The 21,293-nt window shown below is 69.0% G+C and carries 18 protein-coding genes; 17 read left to right on the forward strand and 1 reads right to left on the reverse strand.

Going from position 1 to position 21,293, the window contains the following annotated elements:
- Positions 1-54: 54 nt before the first annotated feature.
- A complete protein-coding gene (locus tag ACZ5Z2_RS02595; RefSeq protein ID WP_464760417.1) occupies positions 55-4,200 on the reverse strand; it encodes a glycosyltransferase in 4,146 nt (1,381 codons plus the stop codon).
- A gap of 284 nt (positions 4,201-4,484) precedes the next feature.
- On the opposite strand from ACZ5Z2_RS02595, the gene ACZ5Z2_RS02600 reads away from it, so the two are divergent.
- From ACZ5Z2_RS02600 to fliN, 17 genes are all read left to right on the forward strand, one after another.
- Positions 4,485-5,717, forward strand: a complete 1,233-nt coding sequence (locus ACZ5Z2_RS02600) for a flagellin N-terminal helical domain-containing protein (protein ID WP_464760418.1) — start codon at positions 4,485-4,487, stop codon at positions 5,715-5,717.
- A 232-nt stretch (positions 5,718-5,949) separates the two neighbouring features.
- Positions 5,950-7,182 carry a flagellin N-terminal helical domain-containing protein gene (locus tag ACZ5Z2_RS02605; RefSeq protein WP_464760419.1) on the forward strand — a complete coding sequence of 411 codons (1,233 nt, stop codon included), beginning with the start codon at positions 5,950-5,952 and terminating at the stop codon, positions 7,180-7,182.
- A 186-nt stretch (positions 7,183-7,368) separates the two neighbouring features.
- Positions 7,369-8,829: a flagellar filament capping protein FliD gene (fliD, locus tag ACZ5Z2_RS02610; RefSeq protein ID WP_464760420.1), complete on the forward strand. Its 1,461-nt coding sequence runs from the start codon at positions 7,369-7,371 to the stop codon at positions 8,827-8,829.
- Between the two features lie 12 nt (positions 8,830-8,841).
- Positions 8,842-9,264, forward strand: a complete 423-nt coding sequence (gene fliS / locus ACZ5Z2_RS02615; RefSeq protein ID WP_464760421.1) for a flagellar export chaperone FliS — start codon at positions 8,842-8,844, stop codon at positions 9,262-9,264.
- A gap of 14 nt (positions 9,265-9,278) precedes the next feature.
- Positions 9,279-9,557 carry a flagellar protein FliT gene (locus ACZ5Z2_RS02620; RefSeq protein ID WP_464760422.1) on the forward strand — a complete coding sequence of 93 codons (279 nt, stop codon included), beginning with the start codon at positions 9,279-9,281 and terminating at the stop codon, positions 9,555-9,557.
- A gap of 175 nt (positions 9,558-9,732) precedes the next feature.
- Positions 9,733-10,287: a PilZ domain-containing protein gene (locus ACZ5Z2_RS02625; protein ID WP_464760423.1), complete on the forward strand. Its 555-nt coding sequence runs from the start codon at positions 9,733-9,735 to the stop codon at positions 10,285-10,287.
- Between the two features lie 345 nt (positions 10,288-10,632).
- Positions 10,633-12,054 (forward strand): sigma-54 interaction domain-containing protein, encoded by a 1,422-nt coding sequence (locus ACZ5Z2_RS02630; protein ID WP_464760424.1) that lies wholly within the window; start codon positions 10,633-10,635, stop codon positions 12,052-12,054.
- A 187-nt stretch (positions 12,055-12,241) separates the two neighbouring features.
- On the forward strand, positions 12,242-12,568 hold the full coding sequence (gene fliE, locus ACZ5Z2_RS02635; protein WP_464760425.1) for a flagellar hook-basal body complex protein FliE: 327 nt from the start codon (positions 12,242-12,244) through the stop codon (positions 12,566-12,568).
- Between the two features lie 44 nt (positions 12,569-12,612).
- Positions 12,613-14,340 (forward strand): flagellar basal-body MS-ring/collar protein FliF, encoded by a 1,728-nt coding sequence (gene fliF, locus ACZ5Z2_RS02640; RefSeq protein WP_464760426.1) that lies wholly within the window; start codon positions 12,613-12,615, stop codon positions 14,338-14,340.
- A gap of 16 nt (positions 14,341-14,356) precedes the next feature.
- Positions 14,357-15,349 carry a flagellar motor switch protein FliG gene (gene fliG / locus ACZ5Z2_RS02645; RefSeq protein ID WP_464761652.1) on the forward strand — a complete coding sequence of 331 codons (993 nt, stop codon included), beginning with the start codon at positions 14,357-14,359 and terminating at the stop codon, positions 15,347-15,349.
- Positions 15,349-15,984, forward strand: coding sequence for a FliH/SctL family protein (locus tag ACZ5Z2_RS02650; RefSeq protein WP_464760427.1), 636 nt, complete (start codon positions 15,349-15,351; stop codon positions 15,982-15,984). Before fliG ends, ACZ5Z2_RS02650 begins: the two co-directional genes overlap by 1 nt.
- Positions 15,981-17,348 carry a flagellar protein export ATPase FliI gene (fliI, locus tag ACZ5Z2_RS02655; protein WP_464760428.1) on the forward strand — a complete coding sequence of 456 codons (1,368 nt, stop codon included), beginning with the start codon at positions 15,981-15,983 and terminating at the stop codon, positions 17,346-17,348. Before ACZ5Z2_RS02650 ends, fliI begins: the two co-directional genes overlap by 4 nt.
- Positions 17,345-17,770: a flagellar export protein FliJ gene (fliJ, locus tag ACZ5Z2_RS02660; RefSeq protein WP_464760429.1), complete on the forward strand. Its 426-nt coding sequence runs from the start codon at positions 17,345-17,347 to the stop codon at positions 17,768-17,770. Before fliI ends, fliJ begins: the two co-directional genes overlap by 4 nt.
- Before the next feature lie 62 nt (positions 17,771-17,832).
- Entirely contained in the window at positions 17,833-19,035 is a 1,203-nt protein-coding gene (locus tag ACZ5Z2_RS02665; RefSeq protein ID WP_464760430.1) for a flagellar hook-length control protein FliK, read from the forward strand.
- 290 nt (positions 19,036-19,325) lie between these two features.
- Positions 19,326-19,805 (forward strand): flagellar basal body-associated FliL family protein, encoded by a 480-nt coding sequence (locus tag ACZ5Z2_RS02670; protein ID WP_464760431.1) that lies wholly within the window; start codon positions 19,326-19,328, stop codon positions 19,803-19,805.
- A gap of 16 nt (positions 19,806-19,821) precedes the next feature.
- Positions 19,822-20,838 (forward strand): flagellar motor switch protein FliM, encoded by a 1,017-nt coding sequence (gene fliM, locus ACZ5Z2_RS02675; protein WP_464760432.1) that lies wholly within the window; start codon positions 19,822-19,824, stop codon positions 20,836-20,838.
- The gene (gene fliN / locus ACZ5Z2_RS02680) at positions 20,835-21,185 is read left to right on the forward strand and encodes a flagellar motor switch protein FliN (RefSeq protein ID WP_464760433.1); all 351 of its coding nucleotides are present in this window, start codon (positions 20,835-20,837) and stop codon (positions 21,183-21,185) included. The genes fliM and fliN overlap by 4 nt, the downstream gene beginning before the upstream one ends.
- Positions 21,186-21,293 lie beyond the last annotated feature (108 nt).

Genomic DNA, 21,293 nt, shown 5'->3' on the forward strand with positions numbered 1-21,293 from the left:
AACGCTGTTGCCGGGATGACGGACAAGAAGCCGGCACGACGACGGCCGGCACGCTCAATCCGGCAGCCACGCGTCGCGCCATGCGACGAGGTCGTCGCCCGTGAGCATCCAGTCGCGGTGCACGGCGTCGCGCAATGCGTCGCCCATGCGTGCGGTGGCATCGAGATCGGCGAGGTGCATGCGGATCGCGTCCGCCCACTCCTTGAAGCGGTTGCGCACGCGCGTCACCGGCAGCTCGCCGCGATAGCAGACGATGTCGCTGCATACCACCGGGAAGCCGCAGGCGCCGTATTCGAGCAGGCGCAGGTTGCTCTTGCAGGCGTTGAACAGGTTGTCTTCCAGCGGCGCCAGCGCGAGGTCGAGGTCGAGCGAGGCCAGCTTGGCCGGGTACTGGCCGATCGGCACGCCGGTGTGGAATTCGTGCACGTAGGGACGAAGTTTCTCCGGGCACATGCCGAAGAACACCCATTCCACCTCGTTGGCGAGGTCGCGCACCACATCCGCGATCAGCTCCAGGTCGCCGCGATGGCTGCTGCCGCCGCCCCAGCCCACGCGCGGCTTGGCGCCCTTGCGGCGTTCGCTGCGCAGGTCGCCCCACCAATCCACCGGCAGGCGGTTGGGCACCACGCGGGTGTCGTCGTGCAGGCCGGCAAACGCCTCGGCCAGCGGCGCGGTGGACACCACGAAGCGGTCGACGAGCGACATGGCCTTGCGCAGCGACTTCATGATGTCCTTGGGCATGTGCGCGCGGTGCACGCTCTTCAGCGGCACGTTGGGCATGTAGTCGTCCAGTTCGTACACCTTGAACGCGCGGCTGAAGTCGCGGTAGCCGCGCATCGTCTCGAGCTGGGCGTCGGTGTATTGTCGCTGCAGCACCAGGCTGGTGGGCGCGAAGCGCTCCAGCAGCACGGGCGGCATGTGCGCGGAGGCGATCATGCCTTCGGCCACGCCCTCGCGCTGCATGGAGAGATAGGGCTGCATCACGCGGTAGTGGCCGCAGCCGGTTTCGTCGGCGGCGATGCAGAACAGGCGCGGCAGCGCCGGTTGCGCGAGCGGCTGCCAGGCCAGGGCGCGAACCGGGTCGAGGTCGAAGCCGGGCGGCGCCAGGCCCAGGTTGCGGTTGTAGGCGGGGTCGCGCGCCAGCAGCGGCAGCCACTTGCGGTACATCGCCGCCTGCTCGCCCCTGAAGCGGACGAGGTTGGTCGCCAGCGCCGTCCTGTCGGAGACTTTCTGGCTGGCGTTGCTCTCGTGCATCAGCCGCACGTAGGGCGTCCACACCGTGAGGTAGCCGGCCTGTTGCGCCTTTAGGCAGAGGTCGACGTCGTTGTAGGAAACCTTGAAATCCCGCTCGTCCAGGCCGCCGACTTCCTCGTACACGGACTTGCGGATCATCATGCAGGCGGCGGTCACGGCGGTGTAGTTCTGATCCACCTGCAGGCGGTGCATGTAGCCCGGCGCGTCCATCGCCAGGCCCACGAACGGGTGTTCGGCGGGGCCGTTCATGCCCAGCAGCACGCCGCCGTGCTGGATGCGCCCGTCGGGGAAATGCAGCTTGGCGCCGACGATGCCCACTTCGGGGCGCTGCGCGTGGTTGAGCAGCGCCTCGATCCAGTCCGCGTGCAGCACGGCGGTGTCGTTGTTGAGCAGGATCAGGTATTCGCCGCGCGCTTGCGCGGCGGCGAAGTTGTTGATCGCGGAGTAGTTGAACGGATGCGGCCAGCGCAGCACGCGCAGCTGCGGATTGTCGAGGCGCTCGATGCCGTCCAGGTAGGCGCAGGCGGCCGGGTCGCGGCTGTCGTTGTCCACGATCAGCAGCTCGTAGTTCTTGTAGCTGGTCTTGGCCAGCAGGCTGTCGATCAGGCCGTTGAGCATCGGCAGCTGGTCGCGCGTGGGGATGATGATGGACACCGGCGGCTGGCGGTCGTGCAGGTAGACGACGCGCTGGGAGCCGAGCAGCACGCCGGGCAGCAACTGGTGGGGGATGCCGAGGCGGTCGAGGTGCCGCGACACCACCGGCCCCGATTGCTCCGCCACCGCCGGGCTGCCCAGCCATTGCGCGAAGGGCGTGGCGGCATGGTGGACGACCTCGGCCAGATGCCCCACGGAGGCCAGGCCGAACTGCTCGATGCAGCGGAAGATGAAGTCGTGGCCGGCCAGCTCGCCCGCCTGCTCCTGCAGGCCGCCGGCCGCCTGCAGCGAGGCCAGGCGCATGGCCAGCAGGCTGCCGGTGTACGGGTAGCTGCGCAGCAGGTCGAGGCTGAGATCCGGCTTGAAGATCGGCGCGGCCGGGCCGTCGTCCTGCAGGCTGTCCTCGTCGGCGTAGCAGCAGGCCAGCCCCGGTTGCGCGTTGGCCAGGTCGGCCAGCAGCAGCAGGGCATCGGGACTCAAGGTGTCGCCCGCCTGCAGCGCCAGCGCCCAGGTCGTCGCGCCGGCCTCGGCGATCCGGTTGATCGCGGCGATCCAGCCGTCGCCCACGGGTTCGACAGCGATGCCGTCCGGCAGCGGGCCGCCGGCATCGCCGAGCACGGTGAGCGCGGCCGCCGGCCAGGACTGCGCCAGCAGCGAATCCAGGGTGCGCGCCAGCAGGGTGTCGTCACCGGCGGCGTTGATGACCAGCACGTGGAAGGTACACGGCGTATCCGCCAGGCGGGCGGCCGCCGCCGCCGCGCGGGCCGGCGGCAGCACCTGCGCGTCCAGCCAGCGGCGGTACTGCTCCTCCACGGACAGCGCTTCCAGCGGGGTGGACTTGGCGCCGCCGCCTTCCGCGCGGACGGCGGCCATGCGGTTGTCGCCCAGCCGGTCGAGCAGGGTGTCGAGCAGTTCCACGCGCTGTGCCGCGATCTCCGGATCGATCTCGATCAGCGAGGTGCGCGCGGCGCGCATGTACAGGGCATCGACCTGCCCCTGGTAGTCGGCCTTGTCGTGGTAGGTGCATGCGATGCTGGCCAGCATGCGGCCGTGGGATTCGCGCAGCGCCGGCGAATCGAGCAACTCGTACAGGCGGCTGCGGAATTCGTCGGCATCGCGCGCGAGGTAGAGCAGTTCGGGGAGCGAGGCCGAGTTGATGGTGTAGCCGCAGTCGCTCCATGCCTGCGGGGCGTATTTCAGGGCAGGCTTGCCGATCGAGATGGCTTCGTGGAACGCGCTGCCGGAGGCGAACGGAAAGGAGTCGAGATAGACGTCGCAGGCGGCGTAGGTGGTGAACAGCTCGTCCACGTCGGAGACGAAGCCCGCCAGGTGCACCCGATCCGGATAGTCCGCTGCGAGACTGGTGCCGGGCGGGTCGTAGCGCGGGCCGATCAGCAGCAGGTGGACATCCGTGCGCTCGGCCAGCACCGGCGCCAGCAGGCCGGCCAGCGATTGTCCTTCGATGGGGATGTACTTGTAGGGGGCGCCGCAGGACACCAGCAGCGGCGCGTCGGGCGGTATGCCGTGGCGCGCGCGGATATCGCCCGCGCGTGCCGGGTCTATCGACGGGTACTCGATGGCGGGGCGCAGCGCGGCCATGTGGCTGCGGGGTATGCCGCGGCGCTCGGTGGCGATGCGCATGCCGTCCGCGTGCAGGGACACCAGCAGGTTGGTGACGCTGGCGCCGATCCAGAACACGTGGTTGGCATGGTCGTCGAGCAGCACCGGTGGCGGCGATTCCATGCCCGCCAGCGCCGCCACCGGCAGCGGGTCGTTCGGGTGGATCTGCAGCACCACGGCATCGGCGTCGCTCAGCAGCCTGCGCAGGGCGGCGATGCGCTTCGTGCTGGAATCGTCCTCCAGCACCACCAGCGTGATCTGCCCCCGCCTGGCCATGTCGCTGACCATGTCGGGCACGGGTATCGTGTTTTGCTGGCTGAGCACCAGCGTATGGGTGGAGTTCCTGTCCAGCGCCATCCACTGGCAGGCCAGCCGGGTGTGGCCGCCGGTGTCGTAGCCCTGCGACATGATGGTCAGCACGCGGCGGCGGCCGTCCGTCCGCGGGCTGCGCGGCGGGCCGGGCGGCAGTGCCTGCCCCACGCGTGCGAGCAGGGATTCGAGCCGCGGCGAGGCAAAGATGCCGCAACTGCGCTGCCACGCCAGCGTGGCGGCTACGCGGGCGTGGCTGATCGCCGCATTGAAATCGCCGGCATCGATGGCCGCTTCCATGTGGTCGAGCAGCGTCTGGAATTCGGCGTGGTTCTGCGCGAGACGCTCTTCTGTTGTCTGCATCGATACGGAATCCCGGTGCGTCGGTTGGAGCCAGCCAACCCGTGGTCGTCAACTTATCGTCGGCCGTGGCCGACATGCAGGCATGTCAGCAAGCATGATGCCAAGCGTGCGGCCGGTCACGGCGGCCGGCCGGGCGCGCGCACGATCCGTGCCAACCAAAAATATGCCTCAAGAAGCCCGTGCCAGCGCCGAAACTCCCCCTGAGGCGGTTGGCACTCCGGTCTGGAGCACCGCCGGAGAACGTATCCGACAGCTTCAAGACCGAATTCCTTAGGAGACACCCCATGGCACTGGTCATCAACACCAATATTTCTTCGCTGCAGGCGCAGAACAACCTGACGAAGTCGCAGAGCGCGCTGGCCACGGCCACGGAACGCCTGTCGTCGGGCCTGAAGATCAACAGCGCGGCGGACAACGCGGCTGGCTATGCGATCGCGCAGCGCTACACCACGCAGATCGGCGGCCTGAACCAGGCGAGCGCGAACGCGTCGGATGCCATCAACCTGGCGCAGACGGCGGGCAGCGCGCTGGATCAGGTGACGGCGAACCTGCAGGCGATCCGCGACCTGGCGGTGCAGTCGGCCAACGGCACGTACACCTCGGACGACCGCGCGTCGATCGACAACGAAGTGCAGCAGCGCCTGCAGGAAATCACCCGCATCGCGAACCAGACCACGTTCAACGGCTCGAACGTGCTGGACGGCTCGCTGGGCACCAAGAGCTTCCAGGTGGGCGCGGACGTGGGCCAGACGATCAGCGTGAGCCTGAACACCAGCGTGAAGGCCTCGGCGCTGGGCTCGGTGTCGAGCTTCGACTCGGCGAACTTGAGCGGCGCGTTCGTGAGCAGCGGCACCGGCACGGCGGCGCAGACGCTGGATCTGAGCAAGCTCACCGTGGCGTACACCGGTGCCGATGGTGTGACCACGGGTTCGGTGACCTTGGCCGGTACGGCGAGCAGCTCGCAGGACGTGTCCGACGCGATCAACGCGGCGCTGAGCGGCAACGTGAGCGCGGCGGTGGACGGCAACGGCGGCGTGAGCATCTTCTCGGCGGGCAGCTTCAAGGTCACGGACGCCGGTTCGGTGGCCTCGGGTTCCGCGCTGGGCAATGGCGCGGCGGCGAAGATCACCGGGACGGGCGCGACCAGCGGCACGGGTTCGGCGACCGGGGCGTATACCGACGGCACCGCGATCGCGGCGACCGGTTCGCTGGACGGCGGCGACGTGAAGACGGTGAGCGACGCCAACGCGCTGATCTCGCGGATCGACGTGGCGTTGACCTCGGTGAGCGACTTCGCGGCGCAACTGGGCGCGGTGCAGAACCGCTTCCAGTCCACCATCGCCACGGTGTCGGCGCAGACCACCAACCTGCAGGCGTCGCAGTCGACGATCCAGGACGCGGACTTCGCGGCGGAAACGGCGCGGTTGAGCCAGGCGCAGGTGCTGCAGCAGGCAGGCATCTCGGTGCTGGCCCAGGCCAACTCCAACCCGCAGCTGGCGCTGAAGCTCCTGCAGTAACAGGCGACAAACAGGCCGGCCGCGGGAAATCCGCGGCCGGTTTCGCTTTCCGGTGGCGGCGCCGCAACGGGCGCCGCCGCCTCGGGTTCCGGGCAAAGCCCATGCGACAGGCGTGGGCTTTGCCGGGCGATCCGGCCCCGATGCTTCGGATCGGCGATGACGCCATGTCCGCGAGGCGCGGCTGCGGGCGGTTGAAGCTTCCTGCATTGGCCGCTCCCCCCGGGGGATCTTCATGGCATTGGTCGTCAACACCAATATTTCTTCGCTGCAGGCGCAGAACAACCTGACGAAGTCGCAGGGCGCGCTGGCCACGGCCACGGAACGCCTGTCGTCGGGCCTGAAGATCAACAGCGCGGCGGACAACGCGGCGGGTTACGCGATCGCGCAGCGCTACACCACGCAGATCGGCGGCCTGAACCAGGCGAGCGCGAACGCGTCGGATGCCATCAACCTGGCGCAGACGGCAGGCAGCGCGCTGGATCAGGTGACGGCGAACCTGCAGGCGATCCGCGACCTGGCGGTGCAGTCGGCCAACGGCACGTACACCTCGGACGACCGCGCGTCGATCGACAACGAAGTGCAGCAGCGCCTGCAGGAAATCACCCGCATCGCGAACCAGACCACGTTCAACGGCTCGAACGTGCTGGACGGCTCGCTGGGCACCAAGAGCTTCCAGGTGGGCGCGGACGTGGGCCAGACGATCAGCGTGAGCCTGAACACCAGCGTGAAGGCCTCGGCGCTGGGCTCGGTGTCGAGCTTCGACTCGGTGAACCTGAGCGGCGCCTTCGTGAGCAGCGGCACGGGCACGGCCGCGCAGACGCTGGATCTGAGCAAGCTCACCGTGGCGTACACCGGTGCCGACGGCGTGACCACGGGTTCGGTGACCCTGGCCGGTACGGCGAGCAGCTCGCAGGACGTGTCCGACGCGATCAACGCGGCGCTGAGCGGCAACGTGAGCGCGGCGGTGGACGGCAACGGCGGCGTGAGCATCTTCTCGGCGGGCAGCTTCAAGGTCACGGACGCCGGTTCGATTGCCTCGGGTTCCGCGAAAGGTAACGGCGCAGCGGCGAAGATCACCGGGACGGGCGCGACCAGCGGCACGGGCACGGCGACCGGGGCGTATACCGACGGCACGGCGATCGCGGCGACCGGTTCGCTGGACGGCGGCGACGTGAAGACGGTGAGCGACGCCAACGCGCTGATCTCGCGGATCGACGTGGCGTTGACCTCGGTGAGCGACTTCGCGGCGCAACTGGGCGCGGTGCAGAACCGCTTCCAGTCCACCATCGCCACGGTGTCGGCGCAGACCACCAATCTGCAGGCGTCGCAGTCGACGATCCAGGACGCGGACTTCGCGGCGGAAACGGCGCGGCTGAGCCAGGCGCAGGTGCTGCAGCAGGCGGGCATCTCGGTGCTGGCCCAGGCCAATGCCCAGCCGCAGGGCGCGCTCCGGCTGCTGCAATAGCGGCTGGCCGCCGGCCGCCGGAGCGGCGCACGTTCCGTGCCAGACATTTGACGGCTCAAGAATGCGGTGCAGGCGCCGAAAAACGCTCAAGCGGGGTTGTCGGCCTGTTTGCGCCATTGGCGCGGGTCTTGCCTGCAACCTTCGACCCCTCGCGCGCAGGGGGCAACAAGCACGGGACGCCATTCCATGACCTCCATCCCCAGCATCGGCACCACCACGACGGGCACCACGACCGGCGGTACGACCGGCGGCACCAGTGGTACGAGCGGAAACACCACCAGCCTGGGCACGTCCGCGCTGCTCAGCTCGGCGGGCGTCGGGTCGGGTCTGGACGTGGACGCCATCATCACTGCACTGGTCAACGCCAAGCAGGCGGGCCCGGCGCAGCAGATCAGCAATCAGACCACGCAGCTGCAGTCGCAGGAGGCCGGACTGACCGCGCTGAGCAGCTCGCTCAGCTCCATCCAGTCCACGCTGAGCGCCCTGTCCAGCAGCATCACCTACAACACCTATGCGGCCACGCTGGGCAACACGGCGATGGGCTCGGCGACCACGCTGCCCAATGCGCAACCGGGCACCTACAGCGTGGAGGTGGATCATCTCGCCACCGCGCAGTCGCGCACCAGCGGCGCCTACGCCACGGGTACGGCGGTGGGCGCCGGAACTTTGACGGTGAGCGTCGGCGGCAAGTCGATGGACATCACGGTGGGGGCCACCGACTCGATCAGCACCATCGCCACGTCGATCAACCAGTCCACCAGCAACCCCGGCGTGCAGGCCACCGTCATCTACGGCTCTGGCGGCGCGCAGTTGCTGCTCACCTCCACCAAGACCGGCGTGGCCAACGGCTTCACCGTGAGCGCGGGCGACGACAGCAGCAGCGGGCTCTCCGCGCTGGCCACCACCCTGAACACGGCGGGCAGCCACGAGGCCAGCGACGCCAGCCTGAGCATCAACGGCATCGCGGCCACCAGCGCCAGCAATTCGGTGAGCGGCGTGCTGAACGGCGTCACGCTGAACCTCACCGGCACCGGCACCACCACCCTGACGGTGAGCCAGGACACCAGCGCGGTGACCAGCGCGGTGAACGACTTCGTCAGCGCCTACAACAGCTACGTGAGCACGGTCGCCACGCTCAACAGCTACGACCCCGACAGCAAGCAGGCCGGCGTGCTGCTGGGCGACTCCACGCTGATGTCGGTGCAGCGGCAGATCAACAGCGTGCTCAGCAACAGCGTGGCGGGCAACAGCATCGGCTCGCTGGCGGCCCTGGGCATCGCACGCAACGCCGACGGCACGCTGACGGTGAACAGCGGCACCCTGAACACTGCGCTGCAGAGCAACCCCAGTGCGGTGCAGAACCTGTTCGCCGGCACCAACGGCTACGCCACCGTGCTCAACAACGTGCTGGACAGCTTCACTTCCGGCAACGGCATCATCACTTCGCGCACCAACAGCATCCAGAAGCAGCTCACCAACCTGACCCAGGAATCGGCCGATCTCACCGCGCGCATGAACACGTACGCGACGCAGCTGCGCCAGCAGTACACCGCGCTGGACACGCTGATGTCCTCGCTCAACAACACCAGCAGTTACCTGACTACCCAGCTGGATGCGTTGATCGGAAGCAATTCTTCGAAGAAATAAGGAGGCCGGCCCATGACGAACGCTTACATGCGTCAGGCCAGTGCGATGTACCAGCAGACCAGCGTCGCGGGGCGGGTGGAAGACGCCGACCCGCACAAGCTGATCGCCATGCTGCTTGACGGCGCCATCGAGCGCATCGCGCAGGCGCGCGCGCACCTGCGCCACGGCGACGTATCCGCCAAGGGCGCCGTGGTGACCAAGGCCGTGGCCATCGTGGGCGAACTGCGCGCCAGCCTGAACCACGAGGCCGGCGGCTCGCTGGCCGGGCGCCTCGACGCGCTCTACGACTACATCAACCGCCGTTTGTTGTTCGCGCAATTGAACAACGACGACCGTGCGTTGGCCGAGTGCATCGGCCTGCTCGAACCGGTGCGCAAGGGCTGGAATGGCATCCGCGATGCCTATCTCGCCAGCCGTGCCGGAGGGCAAGCGTGAGTGGAGAGTACGCCATGCTGGAACGTGCCCTTGAGGTTAGCAACGCGATGTTGGCCGCCGCGCGCGAAGGCGACTGGGACAAACTGCCGCGGATGGAGGTGGAGCGCGCGCCGCTGCTGCGCGCGTCCCACCCGCGCGACATGCGCACCCGCGAGCTGTTGCAGCAGTTGCTGGCGTGCAACGAGGAAATGCTGAGCCTGGCCGCGCGTGCGCGCGCCGAAATCGCCAACGCGCTGGTCAAGCATGGCCACGCGCACCAGGCATTGCGCACCTACGTCGATCTGGCCCGCTAGGCGAATCCGCGCGGGCGGCCCGCAGCGTGCCGGAGGAGGCGAGCAAGGATTTCGGCGGTGCTGCGGGTTTCCCTGCGGCGCCGTCACGCCTGTTCCACGTTCGCTTGGCGAGCATCTTGCTGCGGTCGGGCGATCCTTGGGCCAGTCCGGCCCGGAAAGCGCATGCGGAGCCGACATGACAGCCAGCCAGTGGAATGAATTCGAGCAACGTCTCAGCAGCGAGGAATTGCTGCACGCCGATTGCAAGCCGCTGGAGTGGCCGCCTTCGCCGGAGGTGTTGCAACGGCTGGCCGAGCGCAATGCGAACGTGCTGGCGATGCTGGCTTCGCTGGAGGAGCGCCGCACCGACCACGGCGACGAGGAAAGCCCCCTGATGCAGGAAATCCTGCGGATGGACGTCAAGCTCACCGCGCTGGTGGAAATCGTCAACCAGATGCTCGCGCCCGATACCTCGCTGCCGCCGCGCCAGACGCTGCGCTTCAACGCCGTGGGCGCGGTGCTGCCGACCGCGCTGGTGCCGAAAGGCGAGGGCATGCTGCTGCGCATGCGCTTCGATGCCTGCCGCAGCCTGCCGCTGGAACTGCCGGCGCGCGTCTCGCGCACGCTGGACGATGGTCGAAGCTTCGTGGAGTTCACCTTGCACGGCGATGCCACGAGTGACGCGATTGAGCGGCTCGTGTTTCGCCATCACCGACGCAAAGTGGCAGGCGCGCGTCAGCAAGTTGGCTAAGGCCTCGGCGTCATATGTGACGCGCATCACGTATGCGAAAACCGCCAGAAAATTCTCCCTGCGCACATGGCAGGAAACCGGCCGAGCGCGGCTCCGTCGTCCGCTTCGGCAAAAAGCCATACATGGCATGTGTTTACATGGGGCGTTACATGCGCCCGTGTCATGCGGCTTGCGTGAGGGTGCCGTGAATTCGTCGCCATTGACGTTTTGTTGTCGTGCAAGCCGTCAAAGTTGGCCTCGTTGTTGCTCGTCGTTCAGCACGCCGGTGACGGAAAGCTGGCACTGATGAAGCGACGTATCCCGCAGGGAGCCCAGGGGTGCGTGATGGGTTAAGGAACGGGGGTCATGCACAAATTCGATTTTCTCGTCATCGAGTCCAACGCGACTCGTGCGGAGGCCGTGATGTCGGCGCTGCACTTCCTCGGCTATCACCCGCAGCGCGCGGTGGATTGCCAGGGCGTTGAAGAAGCCACGCATGCCTGGCAAGGCGTGTACGTGGGGAGCGACGGCGACGAGGCCATGGTGGAGCGCCAGCTGGGTCTGCTCGGCAGCGCGGCGAAGCGTGCGGCCATGCTGGTGGCCGCCGACGCGCCGCTGGCCGCGCATTACGTCAAGGCGGCCGCGCCGCGCGCGGCGCTGGTGGATATTCCGCTGCTGTACGAGCAGGTGTCCGAGGCGCTGCGCGGCATCCATGCGCGCCTGCTCGGCGGCAACACCGGCGGGCTGCGCTTCGTGGGCCATTCGGCGCCGATGGTGCACGTGAACGCGTTGATCCGCCAGGTGGCGCCGTTCGATTCCACCGTGCTGGTGCTGGGCGAATCCGGCACCGGCAAGGAAATGGTGGCGCGCGCCATCCACGAGCAGTCCGCCCGCCGCGACAAGCCGTTCGTGGCGATCAACTGCGGCGCGATCCCCGCCGAGCTGCTGGAAAGCGAACTGTTCGGCCACGAGAAGGGCTCCTTCACCGGTGCCATCAGCGCGCGCAAGGGCCGCTTCGAGCTGGCCGAGGGCGGCACGCTGTTCCTCGACGAGATCGGCGACATGAGCCTGCCGATGCAGGTGAAGCTGCTGCGCGTGCTGCAGGAGCGCGTCTACGAGCGCGTCGGCGGCACCAAGACCCAGCGCTGCGACGTGCGCATCATCGCCGCCACCCACCGCGACCTGGAGAACTCGATTTCCGAAGGCCGCTTCCGCGAAGACCTGTATTACCGCCTCTCGGTGTTCCCGCTGGAGCTGCCCGCGCTGCGCGAGCGGCTGGAAGACCTGCCGGTGCTGATCGACGAATTCAACCAGCGCCTTGTCCGCCGCGGCCTCGACGTGGCGCGCTTCAGCGCCGGCGCGATGCAGGCGCTGGGCGAGCATGCCTGGCCGGGCAACGTGCGCGAGCTGGCCAACCTGGTCGAGCGCATGGCGATCCTGTGCCCGCACGGCGAGGTGCGCGCCAGCGAGCTGCCGCCGAAATACCGTCGCGTGCCGGCCGGCGAGGAAGTGCGCGGCGCAGCCCTGCTGGCGCTGATGGAAACGCCGCATCCCGTGATCGGCGCCATCGGCCTCCAGGCGGTGGACGAAGCGCAACGCCTGTTGCCCGAAGAGGGCATCGACCTGAAGGATCACCTCGCCGACATCGAAGTGGGGCTGATCCGCCAGGCGCTCGACATCACCGATGGCGTGGTGGCGCATGCGGCGCGCCTGCTGCACATGCAGCGCACCACCCTGGTGGAAAAGCTGCGCAAGTACGGCCTGCAGGCCAACGGCATGGCGGCCTGAGCGTCATCTGTCCGCGGGAGCGCTTCGCGCGCGAATGCCCTGGCGCAAGGGCTTCCGCGCACCGGATGCGCTGCCGCAAAAGCCGAAGCACAACCGCGACAGCCATGGCACGGCTCGTGCATTTGCCTTGACGGAGCCCGTCTCGCGACGGGATTCCGTCTCCCATCCATCACCGTGGGGCCGCGCCATGAGCACCATCGACATCAACAACCTGCTCGCCCAGATGCGCCAGATGACGGCGCAGACGCGGCTGCCGGAAACCGCGGTGCAAGCGCGGCCGAGCGGCGGGCCGGCGGATTTCGCCACGCTGCTGCGGCAGTCCATCGCCGCGGTGGGCGACACCCAGATGGAGGCGGGGCGCATGGCCGCGAGCTTCGAGCGCGGCGATCCCGGCGCCGACCTCGCCAAGACCATGATCGCCGTGCAGAAGGCCGATCTCTCGCTGCGCACGACGGTGGCGGTGCAGAACAAACTGGTAGGCGCCTACCAGGACATCATGAACATGTCGGTTTGATCGGCGCCCCGATCACCGAGCAACCCTGACCGACGAGCATCAGCATGGCCGACAACGCCATCGCGACGACCGGCAGCGACAACGCCGGCGTACGCCTGGACTCCTTCAAGCAGATCGCCCGCACGCCCGCGGCGCGCCAGCTCATCCTGCTGGTGGCGGTGGCGGCCGCAGTGGCGCTGGGCGTGGCCGTGGTGCTGTGGTCGCGCGGGCCCAACTACGGCCTGCTCTACGCGGGGCTCGACCAGAAGGACGCCGCCGCGATCACGCAGGAGCTGCAGGCCAACGGCACGGCGTACAAGCTGAGCAACGACGGCAGCTCGATCATGGTGCCGGCCGCCGACCTCGGCGCGCTGCGGCTGCAACTGGCGTCCAAGGGCCTGCCGCAAGGCAGCGTCGCGCTCGACGCGCAGTCGGCCAACGACTCGCCGTTCGGCATGAGCGACCTCGCCGAGCGTACGCGCTACCAGCAGATGCTGGAGAACGACCTCGGCTCCACCATCGCCTCGCTGCAATCCGTGCGCGCCGCGCGCGTGCACCTGGCCCTGCCCAAGCCATCGGCCTTCATCCGCGACAACCACGAAGCCAGCGCCTCGGTGCTGCTCACGCTCTATCAGGGCCGTTCGCTGGATGCGGGGCAGGTGGCGGCCATCGTGCACCTGGTGGCGTCCAGCGTGCCGGGGCTGGATCCCGGCCAGGTGTCGGTGGTCGACCAGCAGGGCCAACTGCTCACCAGCAACGCCGACGCGCCCGGCAGCACCAGCGACAACCGCCTGCGCCTTGCCACGCGCATCGAGAACATCTACGCCCAGCGCATCGAGGATCTGCTGACCCCGCTGGTCGGCCCCGGTCGCGTGCATGCGCAGGTCAACGCGGATCTGAATTTCAGCCAGACCGAAAAAGCCACCGAAACCTACAACCCGGACAACCCCGCGCTGCGCAGCGAGCAGGTCAGCAGCGAGCAGCGCACCGGCGGCGGCGCCGCCGGCGACGTGCCCGGCGCGCTCAGCAACCAGCCGCCGAAGACGGTGGCCCAGCCCACTGCGGCCAAGCCCAACGCCGGCACGGCCGCCACGCCGGGCAGCACCGCGGCCTCCTCCGCCCGCGACAGCGACAGCTCCAGCAGCGCCACGCGCAACTACGAGCTGGATCGCACCATCAGTCACGTCAGCGATCCGGCGGGACGGCTCGATCGCCTCACCGTGGCGGTGGTGGTGGACGACAAGCTGGTAAGCGCCGCGGCCACCGCCGGCGCAAAGGCCGCGCAGAAGGAGGTGCCGTTCACCGCGCAGGAACTGCAGCACCTCACGGATCTGGTGAAGAACGCGGTGGGTTTCGACGCCACGCGCGGCGACAGCGTCAGCGTGATCAACCAGCCGTTCCACCACAACCTCACGCCGGACGCCGAACCGTCGGTGCCGCTGTGGGAGCGTCCCGGCATGCTGGATCTCATCAAGCAGGCCGCCGGCATCCTGGTTGCGCTGCTGGTGGCGTTCGGCCTGCTGCGGCCGTTGCTCAAGGGCCTGCTGCGCGGCGCGCCGGAAAGGGCCGCCGCCCTGCCGACGCCGCTGCCCAGCGTGTCCGTGCGCGTGGGCGACGACGAGCCGCAGCCGCGCGAGCAACTGGGCCAGCAGACGGCGCATGCCGCGCGCATCGACACCACGCCCTCGCGGGTCTACGAGCAGCGCGTGGAGCAGGCCCGCCACATGGTGGGCGAAAACTCCAAGCAGGTGGCGCAAGTCGTCCGCAACTGGGTGAACGAAGATGGCAACTAACCGCCACGACGCACCCATCACCGGCGCGCAGCGTGCGGCCATCCTGCTGCTGACGCTGGGCGAGCAGGATGCCGCCGAAGTGCTCAAGCACCTCAGCGCGCGCGACGTGCAATCGGTCGGCACCGCGATGGCGGGGCTTTCCAGCGTGTCGCGCGAGCAGGTCGAGAAGGTGCTCGACAAGCTCGACGAAGACATGGGCATGCAGACCTCGCTCGGCGTCGGCACCGAGGAATACATCCGCAAGATCCTCACCAACGCGCTGGGCGAAACCAAGGCCGGCGGCCTGATCGACCGCATCCTGCTCGGCCGCAGCAGCAAGGGGCTGGAATCGCTGAAGTGGATGGAGAGCCGCGCGATCGCCGAGATGATCAACCAGGAGCACCCGCAGATCATCGCGCTGGTGCTGGCGCACCTGGAGCCCGACCAGGCCGCCGAGGTGATCGGCTACCTGCCACCGCGCACCCGCAGCGACGCGGTGATGCGCATCGCCACCCTCGACGGCGTGCAGCCGCACGCGCTGAACGAGCTGGACGAGATCATGGAGCGCCAGTTCAACGGCAACACCAAGAAACTCAAGTCCGCCAACGTGGGCGGGCTGAAGGCCGCCGCCAACATCCTCAACGCGATGGACAGCAGCCGCGAGGCCGAGCTGATGACGGCGATCCGCAGCCACGACAACGCGCTGGGCAGCCGCATCGAAGACCTGATGTTCGTGTTCGAGGATCTAGCCGAACTGGACGACCGCGGCATGCAGACCCTGCTGCGCGAAGTGCCGTCGGGCATCCTCATCACCGCGTTGAAGGGCGCCGAGCCTTCGATCCGCGAAAAGATCTTCGCCAACATGTCCAAGCGCGCCGCCGACATGATGCGCGACGACCTGGAAGTGAAAGGCCCGGTGCGCCTTTCCGAAGTCGACGCGGCGCAGAAGGAAGTGCTGGCGGCCGCCCGCAAGCTGGCCGACGCCGGCCAGATCACCCTGGGCGGCGGCGGCGGGGATGAGTACGTGTGATGGCGGCCGCGATCCACCATGCCGGCACGGATTTCCAGCGCTGGGAGCTGCCCAACGTCGGCGACGAGCCCGACCCGGCGCCGCAGGCCGCGAACGAGCTGCCGCCGCAACCCACCGTGCGCGACCTCGAGGCGCTGGAACAGCAGGCGCGCGACGAAGGCCGCGCCGCCGGGCTCGCCGAGGGGCGTGCGCTGGCGCAGCAGGAGCTGCTGCAGCGCCTGGCGCAGTTCGACGCCGTGTGCGAAGCGGCGGCGCGCCCGCTGCAGGCGCTGGACGAACAGGTGGTGCGGGAGCTGACGCAACTGGCGATGGTGGTGGCCGGCCGCGTGGTCGCGCGCGAACTGCAGCTGTCGCCCGAACTCGTCGCGCGCGCCGTGCGCGAAGCGGCCGGCGCGCTGCCGGCCGCCACCCGCGAATTGCGCGTGCGCCTGCATCCGCAGGATCTCGTCCTGCTGCAAAGCCTGGGCGCGGTCGAAAAGCACTGGCGCCTGCAGTCCGACCCCACGCTGGCGCGCGGCGACTGCGTGCTGGAGAGTGAACGTTCGAGGCTGGACGCACGGGTGGAAACCCGGCTCGCCGCACTGGCCGAGGCCGTGCTCGGCGAAACCGACGAACCGCACGGCGGCGAACCATGATTCCCGCCGTCGACCCGGTCGCGCGGAGCGAACGCTGGCAGCGCCAGATCGCGCGGCAGGCCACGCGTGCCGAAGCCGCGCACACGCTCACCGTGGAAGGCAGCCTGCGCCGCGTGGTCGGCCTGACCCTGGAAGCCGAGGGCTGCGAAGCCGCGCTGGGCGCGCGCTGCCTGGTCGACACCGCCGTTGGCGGCGAACTGGAAACCGAAGTGGTGGGCTTCGCCGACGAGCGCCTGCTGCTGATGCCGGTGGGCGACATGCACGGCGTGCTGCCGAACGCGCGCGTGCGCCCCTGCGCGCGCAGCGGCGGCCTGCCGGTGGGCGCGCACCTGCTGGGCCGCGTGGTCGGCGCCGACGGCCTGCCGCTGGACGGCGACGGCCCGCTCGACCTCGACGAGCACGCCGCGCTCAAGAACGAACCGATCAACCCGATGGCGCGCAAGCCCATCGACGCGCCGCTGGACGTGGGCGTGCGCGCCATCAACGCGCTGCTCACCGTGGGCCGCGGCCAGCGCATCGGCCTGTTCGCCGGCTCCGGCGTGGGCAAGTCCACCCTGCTCGGCATGATGACGCGCTACACCAACGCCGACGTGGTGGTGGTGGGCCTGATCGGCGAACGCGGGCGCGAGGTGAAGGAATTCGTCGAGCACACGCTGGGCGAGGAAGGCCGCCGCCGCGCGGTGATCGTGGCCGCGCCCGCCGACGCGCCGCCGCTGAAGCGCCTGCGCGGCGCGCAATACGCCACCGCCATCGCCGAATGGTTCCGCGACCGCGGCCAGCGCGTGCTGCTGCTGATGGATTCGCTGACCCGCTACGCCCAGGCGCAGCGCGAGATCGCGCTGGCGATCGGCGAGCCGCCCGCCACCAAGGGCTATCCGCCGTCGGTGTTCGCGATGATGCCGGCGCTGGTGGAACGCGCGGGCAACGACGCCGAGGGCAAGGGCTCGATCACCGCGTTCTACACCGTGCTCACCGAAGGCGACGACTACCGCCACGACCCGATCGCCGACGCCGCGCGCGCGATCCTGGACGGCCACATCGTGCTCTCGCGCGACCTCGCCGAGGCCGGCCACTACCCGGCCATCGACATCGAGGCCTCGATCAGCCGCGTGATGCCGCAGGTGGTGGCGCGCGAACAGCTGCAGGACGCGCAACGCTTCCGCCGCGTCTACTCCGCCTATCGCCAGCAGCGCGACCTGATCGCGGTGGGCGCCTACCAGAAAGGTTCCGACCCGCAGGTCGACCAGGCCATCGAGATGTGGCCGCAGCTGCGCGAGTTCCTGCAGCAGGAAGTGGACGAGCCGGTGACGCTGGCCGCCGCCGTCGAGCGCCTCGCCCTCATCGCCGAACGGGTGACCACATGAACTCGCGTGCCAAGCGCTTGCAGCCGGCGGCCGACCAGGCCCACCAGAAAGCCGAGGACGCGCTGGCGAGGCTGGCCATCCAGCAACAGGCGCTGGCCAAGGCCGAGCAGCAGCTGGGCGAGCTGGAACGCTACCGGCGCGAATACGCCGAGGCCGGCGCCGGCGCGGTCAGCGTCACGGCGCTGCTCAATCGCCAGCAGTTCGTCGCGCGCATCGACCAGGCGATCGCCCAGCAGGTGGCCGAAGTGAACCGCCAGCATCGCCGCCTCGACCAGGTGCGCGACCACTGGCAACAGGCGCATGCGCGCGAAAGCGCGCTGGACACGGTGATCGCGCACCACCAGGAACACGAGCGCCGCGCCGAGGAGCGGCACGAACAAGCCGAGATCGACGAACGCATGCAGCATCGGCGGCCGCGCTGAAGCGCCGCGCCTGCCGCCCGCACTGGAGTTTTGCCATGCCCGCACCCGCCGCACTTCCCCCCATGCCTACGCCACCCGTCCTGCTCGCCGCGCCCGCCAGCGCGCCGGGCAGCGATGCCGCGCTCACGCCGTTCGACCAGCACTTGCAGGCCGCGCGCAGCGCGCAGGCCAGCGATGCGCCGCCATCGGCGAACGCGCCCGGCGCATCGAACGCAACCCGGCCGGATGCGGGCGGCCAGGGCGATGCATCCCACGCCGATGCCGCGGGCAAATCCGCGCAGGAGTCGAACATGTCCTCGGTTGCCACGCCTGCGACGGCATCCGCCGCCAGCAACGCGTCCGCGCCGGCCACGCCGTCGGCCGGCGCCGCGTCGACGGATGCCGCCCTGATCGATGCCGCCCTTGCCACGGCCCAGGCCGCGTCGGCGGCGATTGCCGGCACGGGCGCGGCGGCGGCGGCCAAACCGGCGACCGCGCCGAAAACCGACGAACCCGGCAGCGATGCCGCCGCCTCGTTGGCCGGCAGCATGCTTGCCATGCTCGGCCAGATCGCCGGCACCGCCAATGGCGCTGCCGACACGGATGGCGACAAGGTGTCGGGGGATGGCGCAGCGGGGCGCGGCAAGGCCGCCGCCTTGCTGCAGGCGATGGCGCAGGACGGACAGGTCGTCGCCGCCACGCCCGCCGCCACGTCCATGGCCAGCCTGGCCAGTGCGCTTGGCACCGCAGCCGCCACGCCAGCCAGCGCCGGCACGCACAAGGATCGCGCGCTGGATGCATTGACGCTGGCGACGGCGACGAACTTGACGGCATCGACGCCGGCGCCGGCGCCGAGCGTGCCGCAGCTGCAGTTGTCGTCGTCGCCGGGCAGCGCCGGCTTTGCCGGCGACCTCGGCCAGCAGGTGGTATGGCTAAGCCAGCAAGGCGTGCAGCAGGCGAAGGTGCGTCTGCATCCGGAGGATCTGGGTTCGCTCGACGTGAAACTCAGCGTGAGCCATGGCCGCGTGGACGTGGTGTTCAGCGCGCAGCACCCCGCCGCCGTCGCCGCCGTGCAGCAAGGCCTTCCGCAACTCGATCACATGCTGGCCCAGCATGGCCTGGCGCTGGGCCATGCCGAAGTGGGGCAGCAGCAAAGCCAGGGCAACGGCCACGCGCACGGCGATGGCGATGCGGCGTCGGCCACCGGCGATGCCGGCGACGTGCAGGACATGGCCTCGACGGCGGCCGTGGCCAGCCGCATCGGCCTGCTCGACGCGTTCGCCTGAGCGAAGGGTTCGTCCGCGCTCCCCGGGCGCGCCCGCCTGGAGATCGCGCGTGCGCAGACGCCCGCTTCATCCCGGTTCCGCTTACATGGGGCGTGTCGCGATTGCGACGCGGCGTACGTCCGGCGTGCGTCAAGAAAGCGCCGCCGGGAGAAGTCCGGGGCCAGGACGCAGTTTCCCATATCGCGCGGCAAGGCCAGGCGGCGCGGAAAGCCGCATCCCGATTTCCGGGATTTTCTTTGGCACATGGATTGCATTGAACACTTCACTCAACACGGCGGATCGAGGTTTCCATGGCAGACGAGGAAAAGGCGGCGGCACCGGCGAAGAAGTCGCGCAAGCCGATGATGATGATCGGCGCGGTAGTCGTGCTGGCGCTGGCTGGCGGCGGCTATTTCTGGAAGACGCAGAAGGCGGCGCATTCGGAAGGCCAGACGCAGGCGGAATTGGCCAAGGTCGACCTCTACCTGCCGCTGGATCCGCCCTTCGTGGTGAACTTCAAGGACGGCGAATCGCTGCGCTACCTGCAGGTGGGCGTGACGCTGATGTCGCGCGACCCCAAGGCGATCGACGCGGCGAAGAGCGCCGGCCCGGAAATCCGCGACGCCCTGGTGTCGCTGTTCAGCAACCAGGAATACTCGGTGATCGTCACTGCACCCGGGCGCCGCAAACTGCAGGATCAGGCGCTGGAAACCGTGCGCAGGATCGTCAACGAGCACACCGGCAAGCCCGGCATCGACGCGTTGTACTTCACCAGCTTCGTGATGCAGTGACGGAGGCACCGCGCGCATGAGCGACCTGCTTTCCCAGGACGAGATCGACGCACTGCTCGACGGCGTGACCGATGGCGCGGTGGAAACCGGCAGCGACCAGCCGCTGCCGCCCGGCACGGTGCTGTCCTACGACTTCACCCAGCAGGATCGCATCGTGCGCGGCCGCCTGCCCACGCTGGAGATGGTCAACGACCGCTTCGCGCGCTACTTCCGCACCGGCGTGTTCAGCGTGCTGCGCAAGACCTGCGAGGTCTCGGTGCTGGGCGTGAAGATGGTGAAGTTCGCCGAGTACGTGCACAGCCTGGTGGTGCCCACCAATTTGAACATGGTGAAGATCAAGCCGCTGCGCGGCACTGCCTTGGTGGTGTTCGAGCCGCGCCTGGTGTTCACCGTGATCGACAACTTCTTCGGCGGCGACGGCCGCTTCCATGCACGCATCGAGGGGCGCGACTTCACCGCCACCGAGAACCGCGTGATCCAGATCCTGCTGGCCGAGTTCTTCACCGCGATGGCGGAGGCGTGGGCGCCGGTGCTGGGGCTCGGCTTCGAGTACCAGAGCTCGGAGATCAACCCGCAGTTCGCCAACATCGTCAGCCCCACCGAGACGGTGGTGGTGTCGCGCTTCCACATCGAGCTCGACGGCGGCGGCGGCGAGATCCACCTCACCATGCCCTACGCGATGGTGGAGCCCATCCGCACCCTGCTCGACGCCGGCGTGCAGAGCGACCGCGTGGATCGCGACGACCGCTGGGCCGAGCTGCTGCGCGAGGAAGTGCTGGACGCCGAAGTGCCGCTGAGCTCGCAGCTGCTCGACATCGAGATCACGCTGGGCGACTTCCTGCAGTTGCGCACCGGCGACGTCCTGCCGATCCAGCTGCCCGAGCTGTCCACCGTCTATGCCGAGGACGTGCCGCTGTTCCGCGGCCGCTACGGCCAGGCCAACGGCCGCAACGCCGTCCGTTTCCAAGCCCCGGTCGGGCGGCGCGAGATGCGCACCGCCGGCGACCAGTTCAACCCGGAAGAAAACGCATGAACCAGCCCACTGAAGCGATGGCCGGCGCCGCCGACGAACGCGTCGAGTTCGATTCGCTGCGCGGTAGCGCCGCGGGCGGCGCTCACGAAGTCAATCTCGACATGATCCTGGACGTGCCGGTGACCCTGGCGATGGAGGTCGGCCGCACCCGCATCAGCATCCGCAACCTGCTGCAGCTCAACCAGGGCTCGGTGGTGGAGCTGGATCGCGCCGCCGGCGAGCCGCTGGACGTGTTCGTCAACGGCACCCTGGTCGCGCACGGCGAGGTGGTGGTGATCAACGAGAAGTTCGGCATCCGCCTGACCGACGTGATCAGCCCGGCCGAGCGCGTGCGCAAGCTGCGGTGACGACAGCTATGATTCGGGATACGGATCGCGCAGGCTGGATGACGGTGTGGACATCGGCGCAGCCGATGGCACGCAGGGCAGGCCGCCGGTGCGGCGAGTCATGCCTGA

The organism is Rhodanobacter sp. G1 (genome assembly GCF_055397855.1).

Bases quoted from the DNA above. Each gene is read 5' to 3' on its own strand.
- fliF (WP_464760426.1), top strand. From the start codon at position 12,613: ATGGCCGACAACGCCATCGCGACGACCGGCAGCGACAACGCCGGCGTA.
- fliJ (WP_464760429.1), top strand. From the start codon at position 17,345: ATGAACTCGCGTGCCAAGCGCTTGCAGCCGGCGGCCGACCAGGCCCAC.
- ACZ5Z2_RS02595 (WP_464760417.1), bottom strand. From the start codon at position 4,200: ATGCAGACAACAGAAGAGCGTCTCGCGCAGAACCACGCCGAATTCCAG.
- ACZ5Z2_RS02605 (WP_464760419.1), top strand. From the start codon at position 5,950: ATGGCATTGGTCGTCAACACCAATATTTCTTCGCTGCAGGCGCAGAAC.
- fliE (WP_464760425.1), top strand. From the start codon at position 12,242: ATGAGCACCATCGACATCAACAACCTGCTCGCCCAGATGCGCCAGATG.
- fliN (WP_464760433.1), top strand. From the start codon at position 20,835: ATGAACCAGCCCACTGAAGCGATGGCCGGCGCCGCCGACGAACGCGTC.
- ACZ5Z2_RS02600 (WP_464760418.1), top strand. From the start codon at position 4,485: ATGGCACTGGTCATCAACACCAATATTTCTTCGCTGCAGGCGCAGAAC.
- fliI (WP_464760428.1), top strand. From the start codon at position 15,981: ATGATTCCCGCCGTCGACCCGGTCGCGCGGAGCGAACGCTGGCAGCGC.
- ACZ5Z2_RS02625 (WP_464760423.1), top strand. From the start codon at position 9,733: ATGACAGCCAGCCAGTGGAATGAATTCGAGCAACGTCTCAGCAGCGAG.
- fliD (WP_464760420.1), top strand. From the start codon at position 7,369: ATGACCTCCATCCCCAGCATCGGCACCACCACGACGGGCACCACGACC.
- fliS (WP_464760421.1), top strand. From the start codon at position 8,842: ATGACGAACGCTTACATGCGTCAGGCCAGTGCGATGTACCAGCAGACC.
- ACZ5Z2_RS02650 (WP_464760427.1), top strand. From the start codon at position 15,349: ATGGCGGCCGCGATCCACCATGCCGGCACGGATTTCCAGCGCTGGGAG.
- ACZ5Z2_RS02665 (WP_464760430.1), top strand. From the start codon at position 17,833: ATGCCTACGCCACCCGTCCTGCTCGCCGCGCCCGCCAGCGCGCCGGGC.
- ACZ5Z2_RS02670 (WP_464760431.1), top strand. From the start codon at position 19,326: ATGGCAGACGAGGAAAAGGCGGCGGCACCGGCGAAGAAGTCGCGCAAG.
- ACZ5Z2_RS02630 (WP_464760424.1), top strand. From the start codon at position 10,633: ATGCACAAATTCGATTTTCTCGTCATCGAGTCCAACGCGACTCGTGCG.
- fliM (WP_464760432.1), top strand. From the start codon at position 19,822: ATGAGCGACCTGCTTTCCCAGGACGAGATCGACGCACTGCTCGACGGC.
- ACZ5Z2_RS02620 (WP_464760422.1), top strand. From the start codon at position 9,279: ATGCTGGAACGTGCCCTTGAGGTTAGCAACGCGATGTTGGCCGCCGCG.